Below are 19,604 nucleotides of genomic sequence, written 5' to 3' on the forward strand. Positions count from 1 at the left end.
CTTTGCGTAATTTTGCGATAGATATAGCTGGTGCTCCTTTAACTGTAGGGGATATTATAGTTGGTGGTGTTGTTTTGGAAGGTGATGCTTCTCAAGTAGTATTGCAGGAAACTAAGACCACAATACAACATGCAGATTTAGGTACATTGGACATTACCGTATCAGGAAATGTGGTTGCAGAGAAAGTCAATATGACAATAAATGTGGTTCAACATATGCCAGAAGATCCGTCTACTACAATGAATATTGAAGTGAAAGTTACGGGTACCCGTATTAGTACGGAAGCGGATGATGCTGATTATTCAACAGTATTTGCAGGTTGGTATCCACGTACGGAGAATGGTTTTACTTGTGACTACACAGGTGAAGGATTTGAATTGACTGAACCTTCTAAAGGGATCACTATGGTGGCCAAAGGTTATAATAAAATTAGTCTTTCATCATTTAGTGTGTCTTTCCCTGTAAAACCTGGGTTTTCGGCGAGTGCTTATAAATATCAGGGTTTGAAGGCTGATGAAGTGGCTATCGAAAAGCAGGCAGACGGCTCTTTCACTATTGGAGAGTATAAAGGAACCACAACCGCAGTTGCTAATAGAAACCGAGTATACAATTTCAGGTTCTATCAGCAGCGACAAAGAAATGACGTTGAAAATTAATATAAAGTCAGAAACATATAATGTAAATTATACATTTGTTTCTGGTGTATTAAAGACAGAGAAAGAACTTTTGAGTGTAACCATCAATGAAGATGTACTTGCTTATAAACCTTCTATTGTTACTTCTTCAATGGGAGGCAACTGGATTATTCTTTATGCAAAACCGGATGCACAGGCAGAACAATTGAAAATTGTGCCGAAGTTAGTTGTTTCAGATGGTGCAAAGGTGTTTTATAATGGTGAACTTTATGACGGAGGTGCCATTGATTGTTCTAAGACGCAAAGAATAAATATTGTTTCAGAGAAAGATTACAGCGAAGGCAAGACAACTGGAGAAGAATATATTATATCTTGCGGTATTTTGAATTTTGCAACCGATTTGGAACAATGGGAATTGAAGAATAATACTGATGATGAACATATGAAGTATTATGAACCGGTTGGCGGGTGGACAACTTCGAATCCAGGAGTTGAATATTTAAAATCAATGAGTCTTTTTACTAAATATGATAAAACAAAACCTTATGCTGTACATGAAGAAGCAGCAGGTTATTCAGGTAAAGCAGCTAAGTTGACAACACTTAATTCAAGTGGTTCAGCCTTGGCAATGGTTCCGTATGTTACTTCCGGTTCTTTGTTTAATGGGGTATTTATTACGGAAATTTCTAACACCTTAAAGAGTACACGTTTCGGACAGCCTTGTGATAAAGAGCCGAAAGCATTCTCTGGAGTTTATAAATATACAGCCGGAGAAAAATATTATGTATGTCCAGATCCGAAAAAAGCTAATGTCGCAAACTTGGATGAGTCAAAAACAGATGCCCCGGCTATGAATGCGGTATTGTATGAAGTATCGGATTATATGGCTGATTATTTAGATGGAACAAATTTGTTGACGTCTGAAAAAATAGTAGCGATTGCTTCTGTAAAGGATGCTGGTGAGAAAGCAGAGTGGACTACATTTAATGTATCGTTTGAATGGAAAGATGGTAAATCATGGAATGCTTCAAATAAATATAAGCTAGCTATTGTGTGCTCTTCAAGTAAAGACGGAGATAAGTTCTCCGGTGCACCGGATAGTGTATTATATATTGATGATTTGAAAGTATCTTTCTAGAATTCTGTCGTCAATGATAAATAGAAATAAGCAGGAATATAATTGTTCCTGCTATTTTTTTATCTATCAGTACTTGAAAACAAACTACTATTTATAATTTCCTCATAACTGTTCAGAAACGAGTTAAACGGTGCGCTAGTGAATAGGTCAAGGGTGAGGGATGGTGAGGGTAGATTTATAACCTTTTATTTTATTATTTTCTATACTATCTCCTTTTTTATCTATAAAAAAAATACGAAAGTTATAAATCTACCCTCACCATCCCTCACCCTTGACCCATATCTTATAATAAAAAGATAACGGGGAATCTTAAAAACTCAATCGTCTTTTTCAGATTTACCACAACGTTTTCAGAATACTCCATTATTTTATTCAAAACGGTGCGGAAATGAACAATAACAACATCCCGATGGTATTCACATCACTCCGATAGTAAGCTTATCCATCCGGTTCTACTTAGCTTTTGTGACAAATCCCCATTAAACAATCGTTATACAACCGTTATACTTCCATCATACAGTAACTATTTGTCGATCGGGATGCCGATATAGCTAATTCACCACGGCCGTGGTAGCTTCTTCCCACAGCCGTGAAGAGTTCCTACCACGGCCGTGGGAAGATCTTGTCACGGCCGTGGGAAGTTAGCAATGTCGACACTTTAATGGAACAATACCGACATCTCAGCGCAACTATACAGGCTTCTCAACGCAACCGTACCGGCATCTCTCATTATAAAGTCTCACTTTATTAACCTCACAACAAGCTACCTGATAAAAAATCAAGGTTGACAATAGGAGTATATATATTTTATTATCAGCCTATTGTCAGCATCTATTGTCAGGATATATAAAACTGATATTCAGATACTTGGGTGCCATCCTGACAGATTGACAATAAAAGGGGTACAAATCACAATGTATTACCCAAAGCTATCAGACGGTTTTGCTTAAATCATGAATACAAATGAGTAAAATGAGCAATGAATAAAGTTGCGGTTTGTGATATGATTGGAAGCACAGCAGAAGCTGACTTACTTTAGTCTGTCACCTGTTGAGCAATGTGCCTACGAAGAGCATCTCACGGAAATAATCATGCAGAGCACAGGATTACCGGAAAAGGAGATAGAGAATTTATAAAAAGAGAATGTGTCAAGAACGCCTTTTTTCAACGAAATAAGGGTTTTGACACATTCCTCTAATAAACTATTTTTTTATTTCTTTACTCTTTCAAAGCCTCTTGCAAATCAATTCCCAACGCTTTGGCAACTCCTGTTCCGTATGCCGGATCAGCTTTGTAACAATTACGCGTATGACGTTGTTTGATAAATAGTTCGGAGTCTCCCATGGCACGAGCTGTGTTTTCGAACAATAATTGTTGTTCTTCAGCCGGCATCAATCGGAATAAGTCGCCCGGTTGGCTATAATAATCGTCGTCATATTCCCGTTCATTATAGTTGTAAACTTCACCGGTAACTTTGAGTGGCGGTTCTTTCATGTCAGGAGAATCCTGCCATTCGCCGTAACTGTTCGGTTCATATCCTTTGGTAGCACCGTAATTACCGTCTACGCGCATAGCACCGTCACGATGATAGGCGTGGAAAGGACAACGAGGTTTGTTGACCGGAATTTGTTCTGCATTCACTCCTAGACGATAACGTTGTGCATCGCCATAAGAGAATAAACGACCTTGTAACATTTTGTCGGGAGACAGACCGATACCGTCTACAATATTCATCGGGTTGAAAGCAGCTTGTTCCACTTCAGCAAAATAATTTTCCGGGTTACGGTTCAGTTCAAGGATGCCGACATCTTGCAGAGGGAAATCTTTGTGCGGCCACACTTTAGTCAGGTCAAACGGGTTGATGCGGTAGTTGTCCGCTTCTTCCTCCGTCATTAACTGAATTTGGAACAACCATTTGGGATAGTCACCCTTTTCGATACTCTCGAAGAGGTCGCGTTGATGAGATTCACGGTCTTTGGCAACAATAGCTTCTGCTTCTTGGTCAGTCAGATTCTTGATGCCTTGCAAGGTGCGAAGATGGAATTTAACCCAGATACGTTGATTTTCTGCATTGATAAAACTATAGGTGTGACTGCCGAAACCGTGCATGTGGCGATATGTATAAGGAATACCGCGAGGACTCATGGTGATGGTAACCTGATGCAGAGCTTCCGGCAAAAGTGTCCAGAAATCCCAGTTGCTGTTCGGGCTACGCATATTCGTTTTCGGATCTCGCTTGATGGCATGGTTCAAATCCGGAAATTTAAGCGGATCACGTAAGAAGAATACAGGAGTGTTGTTACCCACCAAATCCCAGTTACCTTCTTCCGTATAAAATTTCATGGCGAAACCTCGGATGTCACGTTCTGCATCAGCAGCTCCACGCTCTCCGGCTACAGTGGAGAAACGGACAAAACATTCTGTTTGCTTTCCGACTTTACTAAAAATAGCTGCACGGGTATATTTTGTAATGTCATGAGTAACGGTAAAAGTACCGTAAGCTCCTGAACCTTTAGCGTGCATACGTCTTTCCGGAATCACTTCACGATCAAAATGGGCAAGTTTTTCAATAAGCCAGGGGTCTTGTAACATTACAGGTCCGCGTTGACCTGCGGTTTGCGAGTTCTGATTGTCGGCGATAGGACGGCCGTTCGCAGCTGTTAGTTTTTTCTTTTCCATAAATAGATTTTTTAGTCGGATACAAGTATAAGCAGACTGTGCCTTTTTATTCTTTCATCCGGGGTTTATAATATGTAACAAAGATAGCTCTCTTTTGCTCACTTGTCAAACAGAAAATTTCTATCTAAAGATAGAGAATAACTATGAATTGTGTATATATTACCTGTTATTTTTTATTGCATAAAAAACTCCCGCACTTCCTTTCGGAAGGCGGGAGCTTTTAAATAAACTATAGCTTATATATCCTTTGCTGATTATACGATACCTTGTGCCATCATTGCTTTAGCAACCTTCATGAATCCGGCTACGTTAGCACCCTTCACATAGTTTACGTATCCGTCAGCTTCTGTACCATACTGAACGCAAGCTTCGTGGATATTCTTCATGATGCTTTTCAGCTTTTCGTCTACTTCTTCAGCGCTCCAGCTTAATTTGATAGAGTTTTGAGTCATTTCAAGACCTGATACTGATACACCACCAGCGTTAGCAGCTTTACCCGGAGCGTAAAGGATTTTTGCATCCTGGAATACTTTGATAGCTTCTGGAGTAGAAGGCATGTTAGCACCTTCAGATACAGCGATACAACCGTTTGCTACCAACTGACGAGCGTGGTCACCGTTCAATTCATTTTGAGTAGCAGAAGGAAGAGCAATATCACATTTTTCACCCCAAGGTTTAGCTCCTTCTACATATTTGCAACCATATTTTTCTGCGTATTCACGGATACGGCCACGGTACAGATTTTTCAGTTCCATGATATAATCCAGTTTTTCGCGGTCGATACCGTCCGGATCATAGATATAACCGTCAGAGTCAGAGCAAGTAACTACTTTACCACCCAGTTCGATTACTTTTTCGATTGTATATTGAGCAACGTTACCAGAACCAGAAACCAGACAAACTTTACCTTTCAAGTCAGTGCCCTGTTTCTTCAACATTTCCATCAGGAAGTAGATGTTACCGTAACCGGTAGCTTCCGGACGAATCAGTGAACCACCGAATTCGCGGCCTTTACCTGTGAATGTTCCGGTAAATTCATGAGCCAGTTTTTTGTACATACCGAACATGAAACCTACTTCGCGGCCACCAACACCGATGTCACCAGCAGGAACGTCAGTTTCAGGACCGATGTGACGCCACAGTTCCAGCATGAATGCCTGTACGAAACGCATTACTTCAGCATTTGACTTTCCACGAGGAGAGAAGTCGGAACCACCTTTACCACCACCCATTGGCAAAGTAGTCAGTGAGTTTTTGAATGTTTGTTCAAAGGCAAGGAACTTCAAGATAGAAAGGTTCACAGATGCGTGGAAACGGATACCGCCTTTGTAAGGGCCGATTGCGTTGTTATGCTGAACACGGTAACCCATATTGGTCTGAATATTACCTTTATCGTCCATCCAAGTCACACGGAACTGGAATACTCTATCAGGAATACACAAACGTTCGATCAAGTTTACTTTATCAAACTCCGGATGTTTGTTGTATTCTTCTTCAATAGTAGAAAGTACTTCTTCTACTGCTTGATGATACTCCGGTTCATTGGGAAATCTTCTTTTCAGATCGTCTAATACCTTTGCTGCATTCATAATCTTTTTTTTCTTTAATTGGTTGATATAAATAAAGTGCTAATTTGACAATTTGCTAATATACCGTTTGACTATGTGCTTTTGTGCTATATAGCAGATTTGCACATCTGCGTATGGGTACATCGGATATTTATTTTCGGTTGCAAAAGTAAAGATAAAAATTGAACTAGCAAACATTTTATAAAGAAAAATGCGATAAAACATCAAATTTGATATTTTATCGCATTAAAAATAGGAAAAAAGATATTTATTTGTTCTTTTTGATCGACTTATAGACAGGAATAAATACTAATGCTGCCGAAATGCCAAGCATTACCACCGTCATCCCGTCAATTCGTTCGGCTTTTGTCAGAACTAGATAGCAAAGCGCCAACCAAAGCAGGCTGATGCAAACTATTTGTGATTTGGATAACGGACGTTTCATTTACCTCCTCTTTTCTTTTTGTCAACGATGGCGTCGATCACGGCTACAGCTGTGATATTGACAATGTCGCGGACAGAGCTTTCGAAATCGGTGAAATGAATAGGTTTGTTCAATCCCATCTGGATAGGGCCGATGAATTCCGTATCCGGGTCCATTGCCTGCAATAGCTTGTAACCGGCGTTTGCTGAACTCAAATTCGGGAAAATCAATGTATTTACATCTTTGCCTTTCAGGCGGGTAAACGGATATTTGGTATCACGCAATTCGCGGTTCATGGCAAAGTTAACCTGCATTTCACCGTCGATAGCCAGTTCCGGATATTCTTCCTGCATATGGGCAACAGCTTCGTGCACTTTCACAGGGCTACCTGCGGTATCAGCACCGAAGTTGGAGTATGACAACATGGAAATAACCGGCGTGTGATTGAAGAAACGAACTGTTTTATCAGACAGTTTAGCGATGTCAATCAATGTTTCCGTATCCGGGTGGCGGTTAATCAGTGTGTCTGCCAGGAAGTAAGTACCTTTCTTGGAGTTCAGGATATGCATTGTTCCGAAGTGTTTGAAGCCCGGTTGGATACCGATTACTTCTTTGGCCACTTTGATCGTATTGCTATATCTTGTATAAAGTCCGGTGATGAAAGCATCCGCATCTCCTGTTTCCACCATCATCATACCGAAGTAGTTGCGTTCGAACATCTTATCGTTGGCTTCTTCATAAGTAAAGCCTTCGCGTGCACGTTTTTCTGCAAGAATGCGTGAGTAACGTTCGCGGCGGTCCGATTCGTCCGGGTGACGGAGATTGACGATTTCAATACCTTCCAGGCTAAGATCCATTTCTTCTGCCAGTTTTCCAATAGCTTCGTCGTTTCCTAATAAGATAGGATGACAGATACCTTCGGCTTTCGCTTCAACGGCAGCTTTCAGCATATTTGGATGGATACCTTCGGCAAATACGACACGTTGCGGTGAACGGCGGGCTGTATCATACAGCTGACGGGTCAGTTTGGATTCATAACCCATCAATTCGCGCAGGTGAACACAGTAAGCATCCCAGTCTTTGATTTCTGTGCGAGCCACTCCGCTTTCCATAGCAGCTTTTGCCACTGCACAGGAAACTTCAGTGATGAGGCGTGGATCTACCGGTTTCGGGATAAAGTATTCTGCACCGAAAGAAAGGTTGTTCACGTGGTATGCCGCATTGACTACATCGGGTACCGGCTGTTTTGCCAGGTTAGCGATAGCGTGTACGGCTGCAATCTTCATTTCTTCGTTGATAGCTTTAGCGTGAGTATCCAAAGCACCGCGGAAGATATACGGGAAACCGATTACATTATTAATCTGGTTCGGATAGTCGGAACGTCCGGTAGCCATCAGTACGTCAGGACGTGCTGCCATGGCATCTTCGTAAGAGATTTCCGGTGTCGGGTTAGCCAATGCGAACACAATCGGCATCGGAGCCATGCTGCGCACCATATCCTGGCTTAACACATTTCCTTTCGACAGGCCGAGGAATACATCTGCACCTTTGATTGCTTCTTCCAGCGTATGAATATCCGTGCGGTCGGTTGCAAAATATCTTTTTTGTTCGTTCAGATCCGTGCGTGCTTTGCTGATAACACCTTTACTATCCAGCATGACGATGTTTTCGAGACGTGCACCCAGTGACACATACAATTTAGTACAAGATACGGCAGATGCACCTGCACCGTTCACAACGATTTTTACATCTTCGATTTTCTTTCCGGCCACTTGCAGGGCATTCACCAAACCGGCACTGGAGATAATAGCAGTACCGTGCTGATCGTCGTGCATGACAGGTATATCCAGTTCTTCTTTCAGGCGACGTTCGATTTCAAAACATTCGGGAGCTTTGATGTCTTCCAGGTTGATACCTCCGAAAGTAGGAGCAATAGCCTTTACTGCAGCAATAAATTTCTCCGGATCTTTTTCATCCACTTCGATGTCGAAAACGTCGATGCCCGCGTAAATTTTGAAAAGCAGACCTTTACCTTCCATTACAGGTTTACCGCTCAATGCACCTATATCACCCAGTCCGAGTACGGCTGTACCGTTGGAAATAACGGCTACCAGATTACCTTTAGCCGTATATTTATACGCATCTTGCGGATTCTTCTCAATTTCGAGACAAGGTTCTGCTACACCGGGAGAATATGCGAGTGATAAGTCGGTTTGTGTACTGTAAGGTTTGGTAGGCACTACCTCAATCTTACCGGGTTTGCCCTGTGAATGATAGAGCAAAGCGGCTTCTTTCGTTATTTTAGCCATGGTATTTATGAAATTTGTTAATAAGTTATCATTTGACCGCAAATGTAGGAATAAAAGTTCGAAATTGTAGCTGTTGATTAATAATTTCTATTAATTTTATAGCAAAATGGCTGAATTTATGATATGATATGTCAAGGATGTGTTTTTGTATTCTATTCCCTTTTAAATGCTATGATATTGATTTATTGAAATTTTAACAAGTGCTTTGGTTATCGGCTTTAGTTATTTCGCTATTTTTGAATCGATATATGATTTAACCTTATTTTATAATGATTACCACCCAGCAACTTCAATTATTGAAAGAAGGAAATAAAAATGCTTTTGAGGCATTGTATCGTGGATACAATGCTCGCATTTATAATTTTGTCCTTTCTATGGTGAGCAATGCCGGGGTGGCGAAAGATATCACACAAGATATTTTTCTCCATATCTGGGAGAAGCGGCTTAATATCGATCTGGAAGGGAATTTTGACGGCTATCTTTTTAAAATATCCCAAAACATGGTATATCATTATGTAAGACGCGAACTCCTGCTTCAAAATTATGTAGACAGGCTTGCGAATGAGTCATCTGACGAATCCGTAGAGATAGATGAAGAACTGGATTATTTGTTTTTGGAAGAATATATCCTGAAACTTTTAGAAGAACTGCCTCCTGCGCGCCGGGAAGTTTTTATGCTTTACTGGAAATCAGGGTTGAACTATCGTGAGATAGCCGACCAGTTGAATATCTCGGAAAAGACTGTTGCCACACAGGTACACCGTTCTTTGGATTTCTTGCGTGACAAACTGGGAATAATTACCTTTTCAGTCTCTCTCTTCTTACATGATATCTAATATAGAAGTTTTAATAAAAGTTAATATCTGAACTATTTCGATTTCTCTGTAGTCCTTTTCTGTCTCTCAAGACTAGTATAAATAGAACAGGAAAATTATGGAGCAACACGATTACATAGTACTATTGGAAAAATTCTTCAAAAAGGAGGCCTCTTCTGAAGAAAGAAGGATACTTATTGAATGGATTCGTAAACCCGGAATTCGTAATGAGTTTAATCTGCTTTGCGAGCAAATGTGGAAAGAAGCAGCCGTCGAAATCGATAAGACAGTGGAAGAAGAAATGTGGAACCATCTGCAGAGGAATCTGGATGAGCCCAAGATACTATCTCCGAAGAAACGGCGCTGGCAACCTATTATATATAAGGTGGCAGCCACTATCTTATTACCGGTTTGTTTGGGACTGGCCACTTACTTTGGGGTAGAACACATGAATAAGGTGTCACAGGACCCTTTCATGGTGGCTGTCGATTATGGACAGAAAGCGAATCTGACTTTGCCCGATGGAACGAAAGTCTGGTTAAATTCGGCTACTCATCTTTCTTATGATGCGGAGTACAACAAATCCGACCGGAAAATCTATTTGGACGGAGAAGCCTATTTCGAAGTGGCGAAAAACAAAGATAAACGTTTTATCGTCTGCTGCAATGATCTGGAGATAGAAGCGTTGGGAACCACCTTTGATGTGAAAGGCTATTGTGACGATCATTCTGTCACAACACTGCTGGCAGAAGGAAGCGTCAAGGTTTCTAATAAAACGGACGTAACCTTGTTGAAACCCGGGGAAAAGGTAGAATACCATAAGAGCAAGCAGACATTTACTAAATCTGTAATCTCGGATATGCGTGAAATCGACTTTTGGCGGAACAATATGTTGATTTTTAATTCATCCTCTTTAGCGGAGATCGCGACTACGCTGGAGCGGATGTACGGAGTGAAAGTCGTGTTTGACTCCGAGAAACTGAAGAACGTGCTATTTTCCGGAACCATCCGGAACAGTAGCTTGCATAATGTATTTTACATTATAAGCCTTACTTATCCTTTAACCTATGAGTTAGAAGGAGATACGGTGAGAATAGGAAGTAGTATTAACTAAAAAGGACGATTTATGGAAGACACCTCATAATAAAATAAAGAGGGTAGAATTATGTAGCAGCATAATTCCACCCCGAAATCAAATACGGTTTATACATGATAGTAAAAAAGAAATTTTCCTTATGCGGATAAGGGAAAGGGAATCCTTTTTGCTTCACGATTTTACAAAGATAATAAAAAGTCTAATTTTCAGACTTATATTTTAAAGAATTTAAAGCTAATTACTAATGAGAAAACAATTACATATCATATTCAGGCTTGTTATGTTCAGTTGTATCTTGTTGTTTGTGTCTCAAGAGGCAAGTGCGCAGATCACTTTCTCTGTGAAGAATCAGACGATACGCCAGACGATACGAGTGATTGAAAAGAAGGCTGATTACAGCTTTTTTTATACGGATAAGCTTCCCGGATTAGATCAAAAAATTTCATTGACAGTGAGTAATGAAAGTATTGATGCGGTTTTAGAAAAAGTTTTCAAAGGATCATCTATTAGTTATAAAATAGAATCGGGTAAGCAAGTGGTGCTTACTCTGAAAAGTGAACAGAACGCCCCCCAGAAAGGCGATAAGAAAACAATCACCGGTGTTGTGGCCGACCGGAGGGGAGAACCCTTGATTGGTGTCACAGTGAGAGTGGAGGGAGAGAATATTGGAACCGCTACCGATATAGACGGTCGTTTCTCTTTGGAAGCTCCTGTGGGGGCAAAAATCAGTTTCTCCTATATCGGTTATGTTTCCCAATCTCATACGGTCAATAAGCAGAACATATACAATGTGTCATTGAGCGAAGATTCGCAGGTACTGGAAGAGGTAGTCGTAGTGGGATACGGTTTTATGAAACGGAAAGATATTACGACTGCGGTATCTGTCGTTTCCACGGCAGATATTGAAGAACGTCCGATTATGACAGCTGCACAGGCTATTCAGGGAAAGGCAGCCGGTATTCAGGTTGTGCAGCCGTCGGGTATGCCGGGTTCCGGAGTGACAATCCGGGTGAGAGGAGCCACTTCGGTACAGGCATCCAATGAACCGTTGTATGTGGTGGACGGTTTGCCGTCGGATGACATTTCGAATATCAGTCCGAATGATATTGAAAGCATGCAAATTCTGAAAGATGCCTCATCGGCAGCTATTTACGGAGCACGTGCGGCAAACGGAGTAGTGTTGATTACGACTAAAAGAGGAAAGATCGGTGCACCACAAGTGAAAATGAGTGCTTATGTGGGTTTCTCTAAATTAGGGAAAAAAATAGATGCGTTGAATACAGAACAATATAAAGACTTGATGAAAGACTTGAAAGCAGTTTCGGATGTTGCCCCCAATATCCCCGAAAGTGAAACGCGCTATGTGGACTGGACTGATTTATTCTTCGGTACGGGTGTCAATCAGAATTATCAGTTGTCTGTGGCAAATGGAACCGAGAAACTGCAATATTTTGTTTCCGGAGGTTATTCCGACGAACAGGGTATCGTGGAAAAAGCACATTTCAATCGGTATAATTTCCGTGCAAACCTGGATAGTGAGCAGACCAAATGGCTAAAGATGGCACTCAATTTTGCATATTCGCATACAGGCGGACAATGGGTGAACGAAAGCCGTAGTTCTTTGCGTGCCGGTTCCATCTTATCCGTTGTGAATACTCCTCCGTTTATGCAGAAGCGGAATCCGTATGATCCGAACGAATATGATGAACAGGCTTACGGTGCACGTATTCTGAATCCGCTGGCTGCCAATGCCGCAGACAGTAACACGAATACAGACCATATAAATGGCTCACTCGGCTTCACGGTTGACATACTCAAAGGACTGAAGTTTAAAACCACTTTTGGCATTGAACTGACCAATGAACATTGGGACTACTATCTGGACCCGATTTCAACTTCGGACGGACGGGGTACAAAAGGGCGTGTGGAAGAGAGTTTCTCACGAAACTTCGAATGGCTTTTTGAAAATTTGCTGACCTATGATTGTTCATTCAACAAACATAACCTTTCTATTTTGGGAGGGGCTACCCAGCAGCGTGCACAATATAACGGTTCGTGGATGGCAGGTTTCGACCTGGCAGAGTCTTATCCCGATATTCATTCCATCAGTGCCGCCAATCAACTGGATAAGGATGCTTGCGGTTCTTCTGCTTCCGCATGGACGCTGGCCTCTTTTCTGGGTCGTGTAGCCTACAATTACGACAGTCGTTATTTGCTGACAGTTAACTTCCGTGCAGACGGTTCTTCTCGTTTTGCCCCGGGACATCGTTGGGGTACTTTCCCTTCTGTTTCTGCAGGTTGGAGAATTTCAGGCGAAAAGTTCATGCAACCTTTGCAAGACATTGTTACCGACTTGAAATTACGTGCCGGATGGGGTATGAATGGTAACCAAGGCGGTTTTGGAAACTACGCTTACATGGCTTCCATGAGCGTCAGTAAACTGCCCGTTTCGGAGGGAAACTTATATCCGGGACTTGCCATTAAACCCGGCTCGGCAGCCAATAAAGAACTGACCTGGGAAAAAACAAGCCAATGGAATCTGGGACTCGACCTGACCATGTTTGATTCCCGCTTATCCTTCTCGGTTGATGCTTACTACAAAAAGACCACCGATTTACTATTGACAGTCAGCCTGCCGGAGAATGTGGTGCCGAGCAGTGTGACAAGAAACGACGGTGAGATGGTGAATAAAGGTATGGAGTTCACTCTTTCTTCCCAGAATTTTAAAGGTAACTTTCAGTGGAATACCGATTTTAATATATCTTTCAACCGGAATAAGCTGACGAAGCTCGGTTTGAATAAAGTTTATTATTATGCTGAAATGTACGAATCCAAGGAGAAAGCCGTCATCCTGAAAGAAGGTCTTCCGTTAGGCACATTCTTTGGTTATATATCAGAAGGCGTTGATCCGGAAACCGGAGATATTATCTATCGTGACTTGAATGGTAACGGTTTTATCGATCCGGAAGATCGCACTACTTTGGGAAATGCCCAGCCCAAGTTCATTTACGGTATGACGAATACATTTTCGTATGCCGGTTTCGACCTGTCTGTATTCTTGCAGGGAAGTCAGGGCAATAAGATTTTTAATGCATCGCGTATTGATATGGAAGGCATGACAGACTTTAGAAACCAGTCGGTTCGTGTGTTGGATCGTTGGAAACGACCGGGTATGATTACCAATGTCCCCCGCGTTGGTAATACAGAGAATAATCATAACTCCTCCCGTTTTGTAGAAGATGGATCTTACCTGCGCCTGAAAACAGTCACTTTATCCTATAATTTTCCTAAGAAATGGTTGAATAAGATACATCTGTCCAGATTGCAGGCTTACGTCACCGGACAGAATCTCTTCACACTGACAAAATACAAAGGATACGATCCTGAAGTAAATGCTTTTGGCGGAGACTCCGTTGCTCAAGGAGTGGACTATGGTACTTATCCTCAATCGAGGGCGGTAATTTTTGGTTTGAATGTTGAATTTTAATAGCTGCAAAAATGAAAAACATAATAAATTTAGTGTATGTCGTACTCTGTACATTAGTCGTTTCATGCAGTAGTTTCCTAGATGAGAAACCGCAATCGGATTTTATGCAGGAAGGTACCGGAACGGAAGATCAGGAGTCTAAATATGGAAGTCTGGCAGATGCACAGGCCGAGTTGCAGGGTGTGTATGAGAGTTTTAAAGCAGATATATTCCAGTCGGAAAATTATACTATTGGAGATGTGCAGTCCGATAATTGTTATATCGGCGGAGATGGTGTGGCCGAACAGGAGTTTGATTTGTTGAAACTGACCTCTACCAATTATAAAGTAGAACTGGTCTGGTCACAGTATTATTCGATGGCGGGCACTGCAACCAGTGTGATTGAAAATACGAAGATGATGGATCCTACTTCTACCGTAGCAGAAGAACGTAATCGTGTTATTGCAGAAGCCAAGTTCTTGCGGGCATGGGCGTATTTTGATATTGTCCGTTTATGGGGTGATGCCCCGATGGTGCTGGATTTGATTCCGACCATTACAGCCGAAAACCTCGATAAATGGTATCCGGTGATGTATCCGGAACGTTCTGCCACAGATAAAATATATGACCAGATCCTGGACGACCTGAATGAAGAAAATACCATTCGTTACCTGGTAAGCAAGAATAAAGGAATTTTCCAGGCAACTAAGGGAGCAGCCTATGCCTTACGTGCCAAAGTGTTAGCAACGAGAGGGGAGAAATCAACACGCGACTATACCAAAGTGGTTGAGGCTTGTGACAAAGTAATAGCAGAAGGCTATACGCTGGTCAGCAATTTTGACGAGTTGTGGCAACCCGACAAGAAATTTTCTTCAGAAAGCATCTTTGAAGTCTATTACACCTCCGATGCACCCAACTGGGCTTACTGGGTATTGCTGAAAGAAGATGACGGATCAGTAACCTGGCGACGTTATTGTACACCTACTCATGATCTGGTTGCTAAATTTGACAAAGAGAAAGATACCCGTTATGCATCCAGTATTCTTTGGAAATCAGTGCCTTATGATACCTATTGGCCGGCAGACAGTTACCCGTTGTCTTATAAGATTCGCGAGAAGACTTCCAATATCATTTTGATGCGGTTGGCAGATATACTGCTGTTGAAAGCCGAAGCACTGGTAGAGTTGGACCGCACCCCGGAAGCCATCCGGATTGTAAATAGTATTAGAGAACGTGCCGGTTTTGCTCCTTCTTCTTTAGATGAAAATATGGGGCAGGCCAGAGGACGCCTGGCGGTAGAGAACGAACGCCAATTAGAGTTGTATATGGAAGGTCAACGCTGGTTCGACCTGGTACGCAATGATCGTTTGCTGGAAGTGATGCAGAAGCATAAAGACAAAGACGGCAGATTGCTGTTTGCAGGTTTGCAGGCTTTTCGGCAGTTGTGGCCGATTCCTCAAGGAGAGAAAGATAAGAACACCAATCTGACTCAAAATGAAGGCTATTAATGAAAAGAGGAACGTAAAACTTTAAAAGAAAAAATGATGAAACACAATAATCTGTTTTTATGGCTGCTGGGGCTGACTGTTTGTTGGCTGGCTTCATGCAGCGAAGAAGATGGCCGGGTGACGTATCCATATTCGTGTCCCGAAATATCGGAACTGCAATTCTCAACTACCGATCAGACACCTGCTGCCGATTCTCTTTATTTTTCTGTGAAGATTCACGATCCGCAGACTCCTTTGTCTACGCTGGAAGTGAAATTGATGACAGGTGAAACTTTGGTCAGTTCGCAGTCGATCCGTACGAAAGGCACTGATGTTTCGATTGTTGAAAAAGGGATTTATATCCCGTTTGAAGCCGGACTTGAAGAGAATCAGGAAGCGAAGGTGATTCTGACAGCCATTAATGTGGAAGGTAGTGAAGTCACTCAAACATTTGATTTCCATATAACCCGTCCGCAGATTCCCGAAGTGCTTTATCTTCACTATAACGGTGAGGTGGTAGAAATGACCCGGAGTGAGGACAATCCTTACCTGTACCTTACGGAAGTTTCCGATTCGGAAGAGGGTTATCCGATGGAGCTATCCGGAAAGATCTCAACCACAGCATCATTGGATGATGCAAAACTGATTTGGGGAGCTGCCGAAGCAAGCAATACGGCAGTCCTTATTGAAGCGTCGGGACCCAGCTTTGCTTTTGATTACCGGGATTGGTTTGTCGAACAAATCACTTTCAATGTGATGACTTTTGAACTGGGAGTAGTCGGCTACCAAAAGAACCTGAAAATTAAAGAAACCGAGTTGATAGCCAGTGAGGGATTTTTCCGTGCACAGATTAGCTTTACGCAGGGGGAAGAGTTCGAAATGAGTGGATTTGAAGATGTGGAACACGCTTACAATCGCGACTTCTTTAGCTATAATCCGAATAATGGCAAGTTTACCTTCTTGCGCAAATCAGGAACCTGGGAGATCTATTATTCTTCTAAGTATAATTATATCTGGGTGGCACGGATGGGTGATACGGCTCCCACTTGCTTCTGGCTGGTAGGACACGGATTTACATGCGCACCCGTCTGGAATGAAGCATATAATAGTGGAGGCTGGAATTTGGAAGACATATCACAGTTAGGATATATTGTGTCAATCGGTGAACAGAAATACCAGACCACCGTGTATTTGAGTAACACTCATGAATGGGAATCCTTCGAAATTGAAATTTACAGCGATTTGCAATGGAATAAAGATAAAGGCATGCTACTGCAAGAGGGTTCATTGTCCGGTGATACGGATGGAATTGAACTATCTGGTTCCAATGGAATAACGAGTGGCGACGGTTTCGTTCCCGGCTATTATCGTCTGACTTTCGACGCCTCGCAGGGAGTAGGCAAAGAAACTTTGCACATCGAACGATTGAGTGATTAATACCTAAAAGAATGATATATAGAAAAACAGGAAAGCCTATGAGAAATATGCTATATACAATATGGGGAAGTCTGTGCCTCCTGCTGGTCATTTCCGGTTGTAAATCGACTGACGGGGCGAAAGCCCCCGTGTCATTGACTTGGAAGATGGGAGCTGTGGAAGTACAGCCCGGTTACTATGAGAATTCATTTGTCCTGAAGAACATCTCAGATGTTCCTTTAGGAAAGGATTGGATCATCTATTATTCGCAGCTGCCTCGTGAGATTCTGCAGGAAGAGTCTGCTCCGGTCAAAGTGGAAGTGGTGAATGCGAACTTCTTCCGGATGTATCCGGCAGAAAATTTTCAACCACTGGCTCCGGGAGATTCGTTGACCGTCAAATTCTGTTGTACCAACGGATTGAAAAAAATGTCACATGCTCCCGAAGGCACTTACTGGGTGAGTCAGTCAGGCAGTAAGCAAGGTATTCCCTTGCCTGTCGGACTGACCATACAGCCGCTGAAAGGAATGGAGACAGAAGACTGGTATCCCGCACCTGATAAGATATATGCTTCGAATTTGGCGTTGGAGACTACAGCCCAGTTGCAGCAAACTGATATTTTTCCGTCAGTGAAAGAAGCGGTGCCGGCTACCGGCAAAGAGGGTTTTGCTATAGAAAATAAAGTAAAACTGACTTTCCATCCCGATTTTGCCAACGAAGCTGAATTACTGAAAGAAAAGCTGGCAACCATCCATGGCCTGGAAGTTGTATCCGAAGCACCGGTAACAGTTCATCTGGATTATTTGCCGGAACGGGAAACAGCAGTGAACGGCGAATATTATCGGATTGATACGGGAAACGGGCTGATAAATATTTCAGCTTCCACTTCACATGGCATTTTCAATGGGACGCAAACCTTGCTCTCCCTGTTGAAAGGTCAGGAAAAGCCGTTCCGTTTGGGAGCTCTCTCCATCCGCGATTATCCCGATTTGCCGTATCGCGGGCAAATGCTCGATATTGCCAGGAACTTTACGACTGTTGAACATCTGAAAAAGCTGGTAGATGTAATATCTTCTTATAAACTGAACGTACTGCATTTCCATTTTTCGGATGATGAAGGCTGGCGTCTGGAGATTCCCGGCTTGGAAGAATTGACCTCGGTTGGCGCACGCCGGGGACATACCACGGATGAACTGGAATGTTTATATCCGGGCTACGATGGCAACTATGATCCGTCTGCAGCTACCTCCGGCAACGGATATTACACCCGTGAAGAATTTATCGATTTATTGCGTTATGCAGCTCAAAGACATGTGCGTGTGATTCCGGAGATTGAGTCTCCGGGACATGCCCGTGCGGCAATCGTGTCCATGAAAGCGCGCTATCATAAGTATGTGAATACTGCCCCTGAAAAGGCCAACGAATATTTATTAAGTGACGCACAAGACACTTCCCGTTATGTTTCCGCGCAGTCTTATACGGATAATGTCATGAATGTAGCATTGCCTTCTACATACCGGTTTATGGAAAAAGTGATTCGTGAGTTGATAGCCATGTATGAGGAAGCGGAGGTACCTTTGACTACGATTCATTTAGGTGGCGATGAAGTACCCGAAGGAGCCTGGATGGGTTCTCCTGTCTGCCGGACGTTTATGGATGAAAACGGGATGACAAGTGCCCACGAACTGTCTGAATACTATATTACGAAGATGGCAGACTATCTGCAACAACATCATTTGCAATTCAGCGGCTGGCAGGAAGTAGCGTTGGGACATCCGGAAACAACCGATCGGCATTTGAACCAACTTGCAGCAGGAGTGTATTGCTGGAATACGGTTCCTGAATGGGAAGCGGATGAAATACCTTACCAGATAGCTAACAAAGGATATCCGGTGATTCTCTGCAACGTGAACAATTTCTATCTGGATTTGGCCTATGACGCTCATCCCGACGAAAGAGGTCTCTCGTGGGCGGGATATGTCGACGAGTCCAAAGGTTTCTCCATGCTTCCATATAGCATTTATCGTTCTTCGCGTACCGATATGGCAGGCAATCCGGTCGATCCGGACATCGCAGGAAAGGGAAAAACGACTTTGACCGCTTCCGGAAAGGAACATATCCAGGGAGTGCAGGCACAATTATTTGCTGAAACCATCCGTGATTTTGAATGGGTGGAATATTACACCTTCCCCAAAATCCTCGGATTGGTGGAACGCGGTTGGAACGCTTTTCCCGCCTGGAGCACTTTAACAGGAGAGAAAGAACGTCAGGCTTTCAATAAAGAACTGGGCCTGTTCTACTCCAAAGTGAGTGAGAAAGAAATGCCTCACTGGGCGTCCCGAAGTATCAATTTCCGTTTACCTCATCCCGGACTTTGCATCAAAGAAGGGCAACTCCATGCCAGTACCCCTATCCGGGGAGGCGAAATACGCTATACGACCGATGGCACGGAACCGACCCTTCGTTCGGAACTTTGGAAAGCTCCCGTAGCCTGTGATGCTTCCGTTGTGAAAGCGAAACTGTTTCATTTAAATAAAGAGAGTGTAACAAGCACTCTCAAAGTAGATTAAT

12 protein-coding genes are annotated in these 19,604 nt (G+C 42.6%); 8 read left to right on the forward strand and 4 right to left on the reverse strand.

The genetic code is table 11. The features are described 5' to 3' along the window. The first annotated feature begins 2 nt into the window (after nt 1-2). Both CJF29_RS05290 and CJF29_RS05295 read left to right on the forward strand, forming a co-directional pair. The gene (locus CJF29_RS05290) at nt 3-656 is read left to right on the forward strand and encodes a calycin-like domain-containing protein (RefSeq protein WP_255299341.1); all 654 of its coding nucleotides are present in this window, start codon (nt 3-5) and stop codon (nt 654-656) included. Continuing rightward, nucleotides 646-1,773 carry a PCMD domain-containing protein gene (locus CJF29_RS05295; protein ID WP_176553120.1) on the forward strand — a complete coding sequence of 376 codons (1,128 nt, stop codon included), beginning with the start codon at nt 646-648 and terminating at the stop codon, nt 1,771-1,773. The genes CJF29_RS05290 and CJF29_RS05295 overlap by 11 nt, the downstream gene beginning before the upstream one ends. Before the next feature lie 1,218 nt (nt 1,774-2,991). Here the strand turns inward: CJF29_RS05295 and CJF29_RS05300 are convergent. The 4 genes from CJF29_RS05300 to CJF29_RS05315 all read right to left on the reverse strand — a co-directional run bounded on the left by CJF29_RS05300 (nt 2,992) and on the right by CJF29_RS05315 (nt 8,753). Continuing rightward, complete coding sequence (locus tag CJF29_RS05300) at nt 2,992-4,452, reverse strand: catalase (protein WP_099146368.1); 1,461 nt, start codon at nt 4,450-4,452, stop codon at nt 2,992-2,994. A gap of 254 nt (nt 4,453-4,706) precedes the next feature. Then, on the reverse strand, nt 4,707-6,041 hold the full coding sequence (locus CJF29_RS05305) for an NADP-specific glutamate dehydrogenase (RefSeq protein ID WP_074638512.1): 1,335 nt from the start codon (nt 6,039-6,041) through the stop codon (nt 4,707-4,709). A gap of 247 nt (nt 6,042-6,288) precedes the next feature. Continuing rightward, nucleotides 6,289-6,465 (reverse strand): hypothetical protein, encoded by a 177-nt coding sequence (locus CJF29_RS05310; protein ID WP_004297674.1) that lies wholly within the window; start codon nt 6,463-6,465, stop codon nt 6,289-6,291. After that, nucleotides 6,462-8,753: an NADP-dependent malic enzyme gene (locus CJF29_RS05315; RefSeq protein WP_099146369.1), complete on the reverse strand. Its 2,292-nt coding sequence runs from the start codon at nt 8,751-8,753 to the stop codon at nt 6,462-6,464. The genes CJF29_RS05310 and CJF29_RS05315 overlap by 4 nt, the downstream gene beginning before the upstream one ends. A 269-nt stretch (nt 8,754-9,022) precedes the next feature. On the opposite strand from CJF29_RS05315, the gene CJF29_RS05320 reads away from it, so the two are divergent. The 6 genes from CJF29_RS05320 (at nt 9,023) to CJF29_RS05345 (ending at nt 19,603) form a co-directional block, all read left to right on the forward strand. Beyond that, the gene (locus CJF29_RS05320; RefSeq protein ID WP_004326058.1) at nt 9,023-9,589 is read left to right on the forward strand and encodes an RNA polymerase sigma factor; all 567 of its coding nucleotides are present in this window, start codon (nt 9,023-9,025) and stop codon (nt 9,587-9,589) included. Between the two features lie 97 nt (nt 9,590-9,686). After that, nucleotides 9,687-10,682 (forward strand): FecR family protein, encoded by a 996-nt coding sequence (locus CJF29_RS05325; RefSeq protein ID WP_004326057.1) that lies wholly within the window; start codon nt 9,687-9,689, stop codon nt 10,680-10,682. A gap of 226 nt (nt 10,683-10,908) precedes the next feature. Continuing rightward, the gene (locus CJF29_RS05330; protein WP_032849568.1) at nt 10,909-14,151 is read left to right on the forward strand and encodes a TonB-dependent receptor; all 3,243 of its coding nucleotides are present in this window, start codon (nt 10,909-10,911) and stop codon (nt 14,149-14,151) included. 11 nt (nt 14,152-14,162) lie between these two features. Next, on the forward strand, nt 14,163-15,638 hold the full coding sequence (locus CJF29_RS05335) for a RagB/SusD family nutrient uptake outer membrane protein (protein ID WP_099146370.1): 1,476 nt from the start codon (nt 14,163-14,165) through the stop codon (nt 15,636-15,638). Nucleotides 15,639-15,671: 33 nt separating this feature from the next. After that, nucleotides 15,672-17,054, forward strand: a complete 1,383-nt coding sequence (locus CJF29_RS05340) for a DUF5016 domain-containing protein (RefSeq protein WP_099146371.1) — start codon at nt 15,672-15,674, stop codon at nt 17,052-17,054. Between the two features lie 38 nt (nt 17,055-17,092). After that, nucleotides 17,093-19,603 carry a family 20 glycosylhydrolase gene (locus tag CJF29_RS05345; protein WP_099146372.1) on the forward strand — a complete coding sequence of 837 codons (2,511 nt, stop codon included), beginning with the start codon at nt 17,093-17,095 and terminating at the stop codon, nt 19,601-19,603. Nucleotide 19,604: the final 1 nt, after the last annotated feature.

The organism is Bacteroides celer, from assembly GCF_002632415.2.
Lineage (GTDB): Bacteria > Bacteroidota > Bacteroidia > Bacteroidales > Bacteroidaceae > Bacteroides.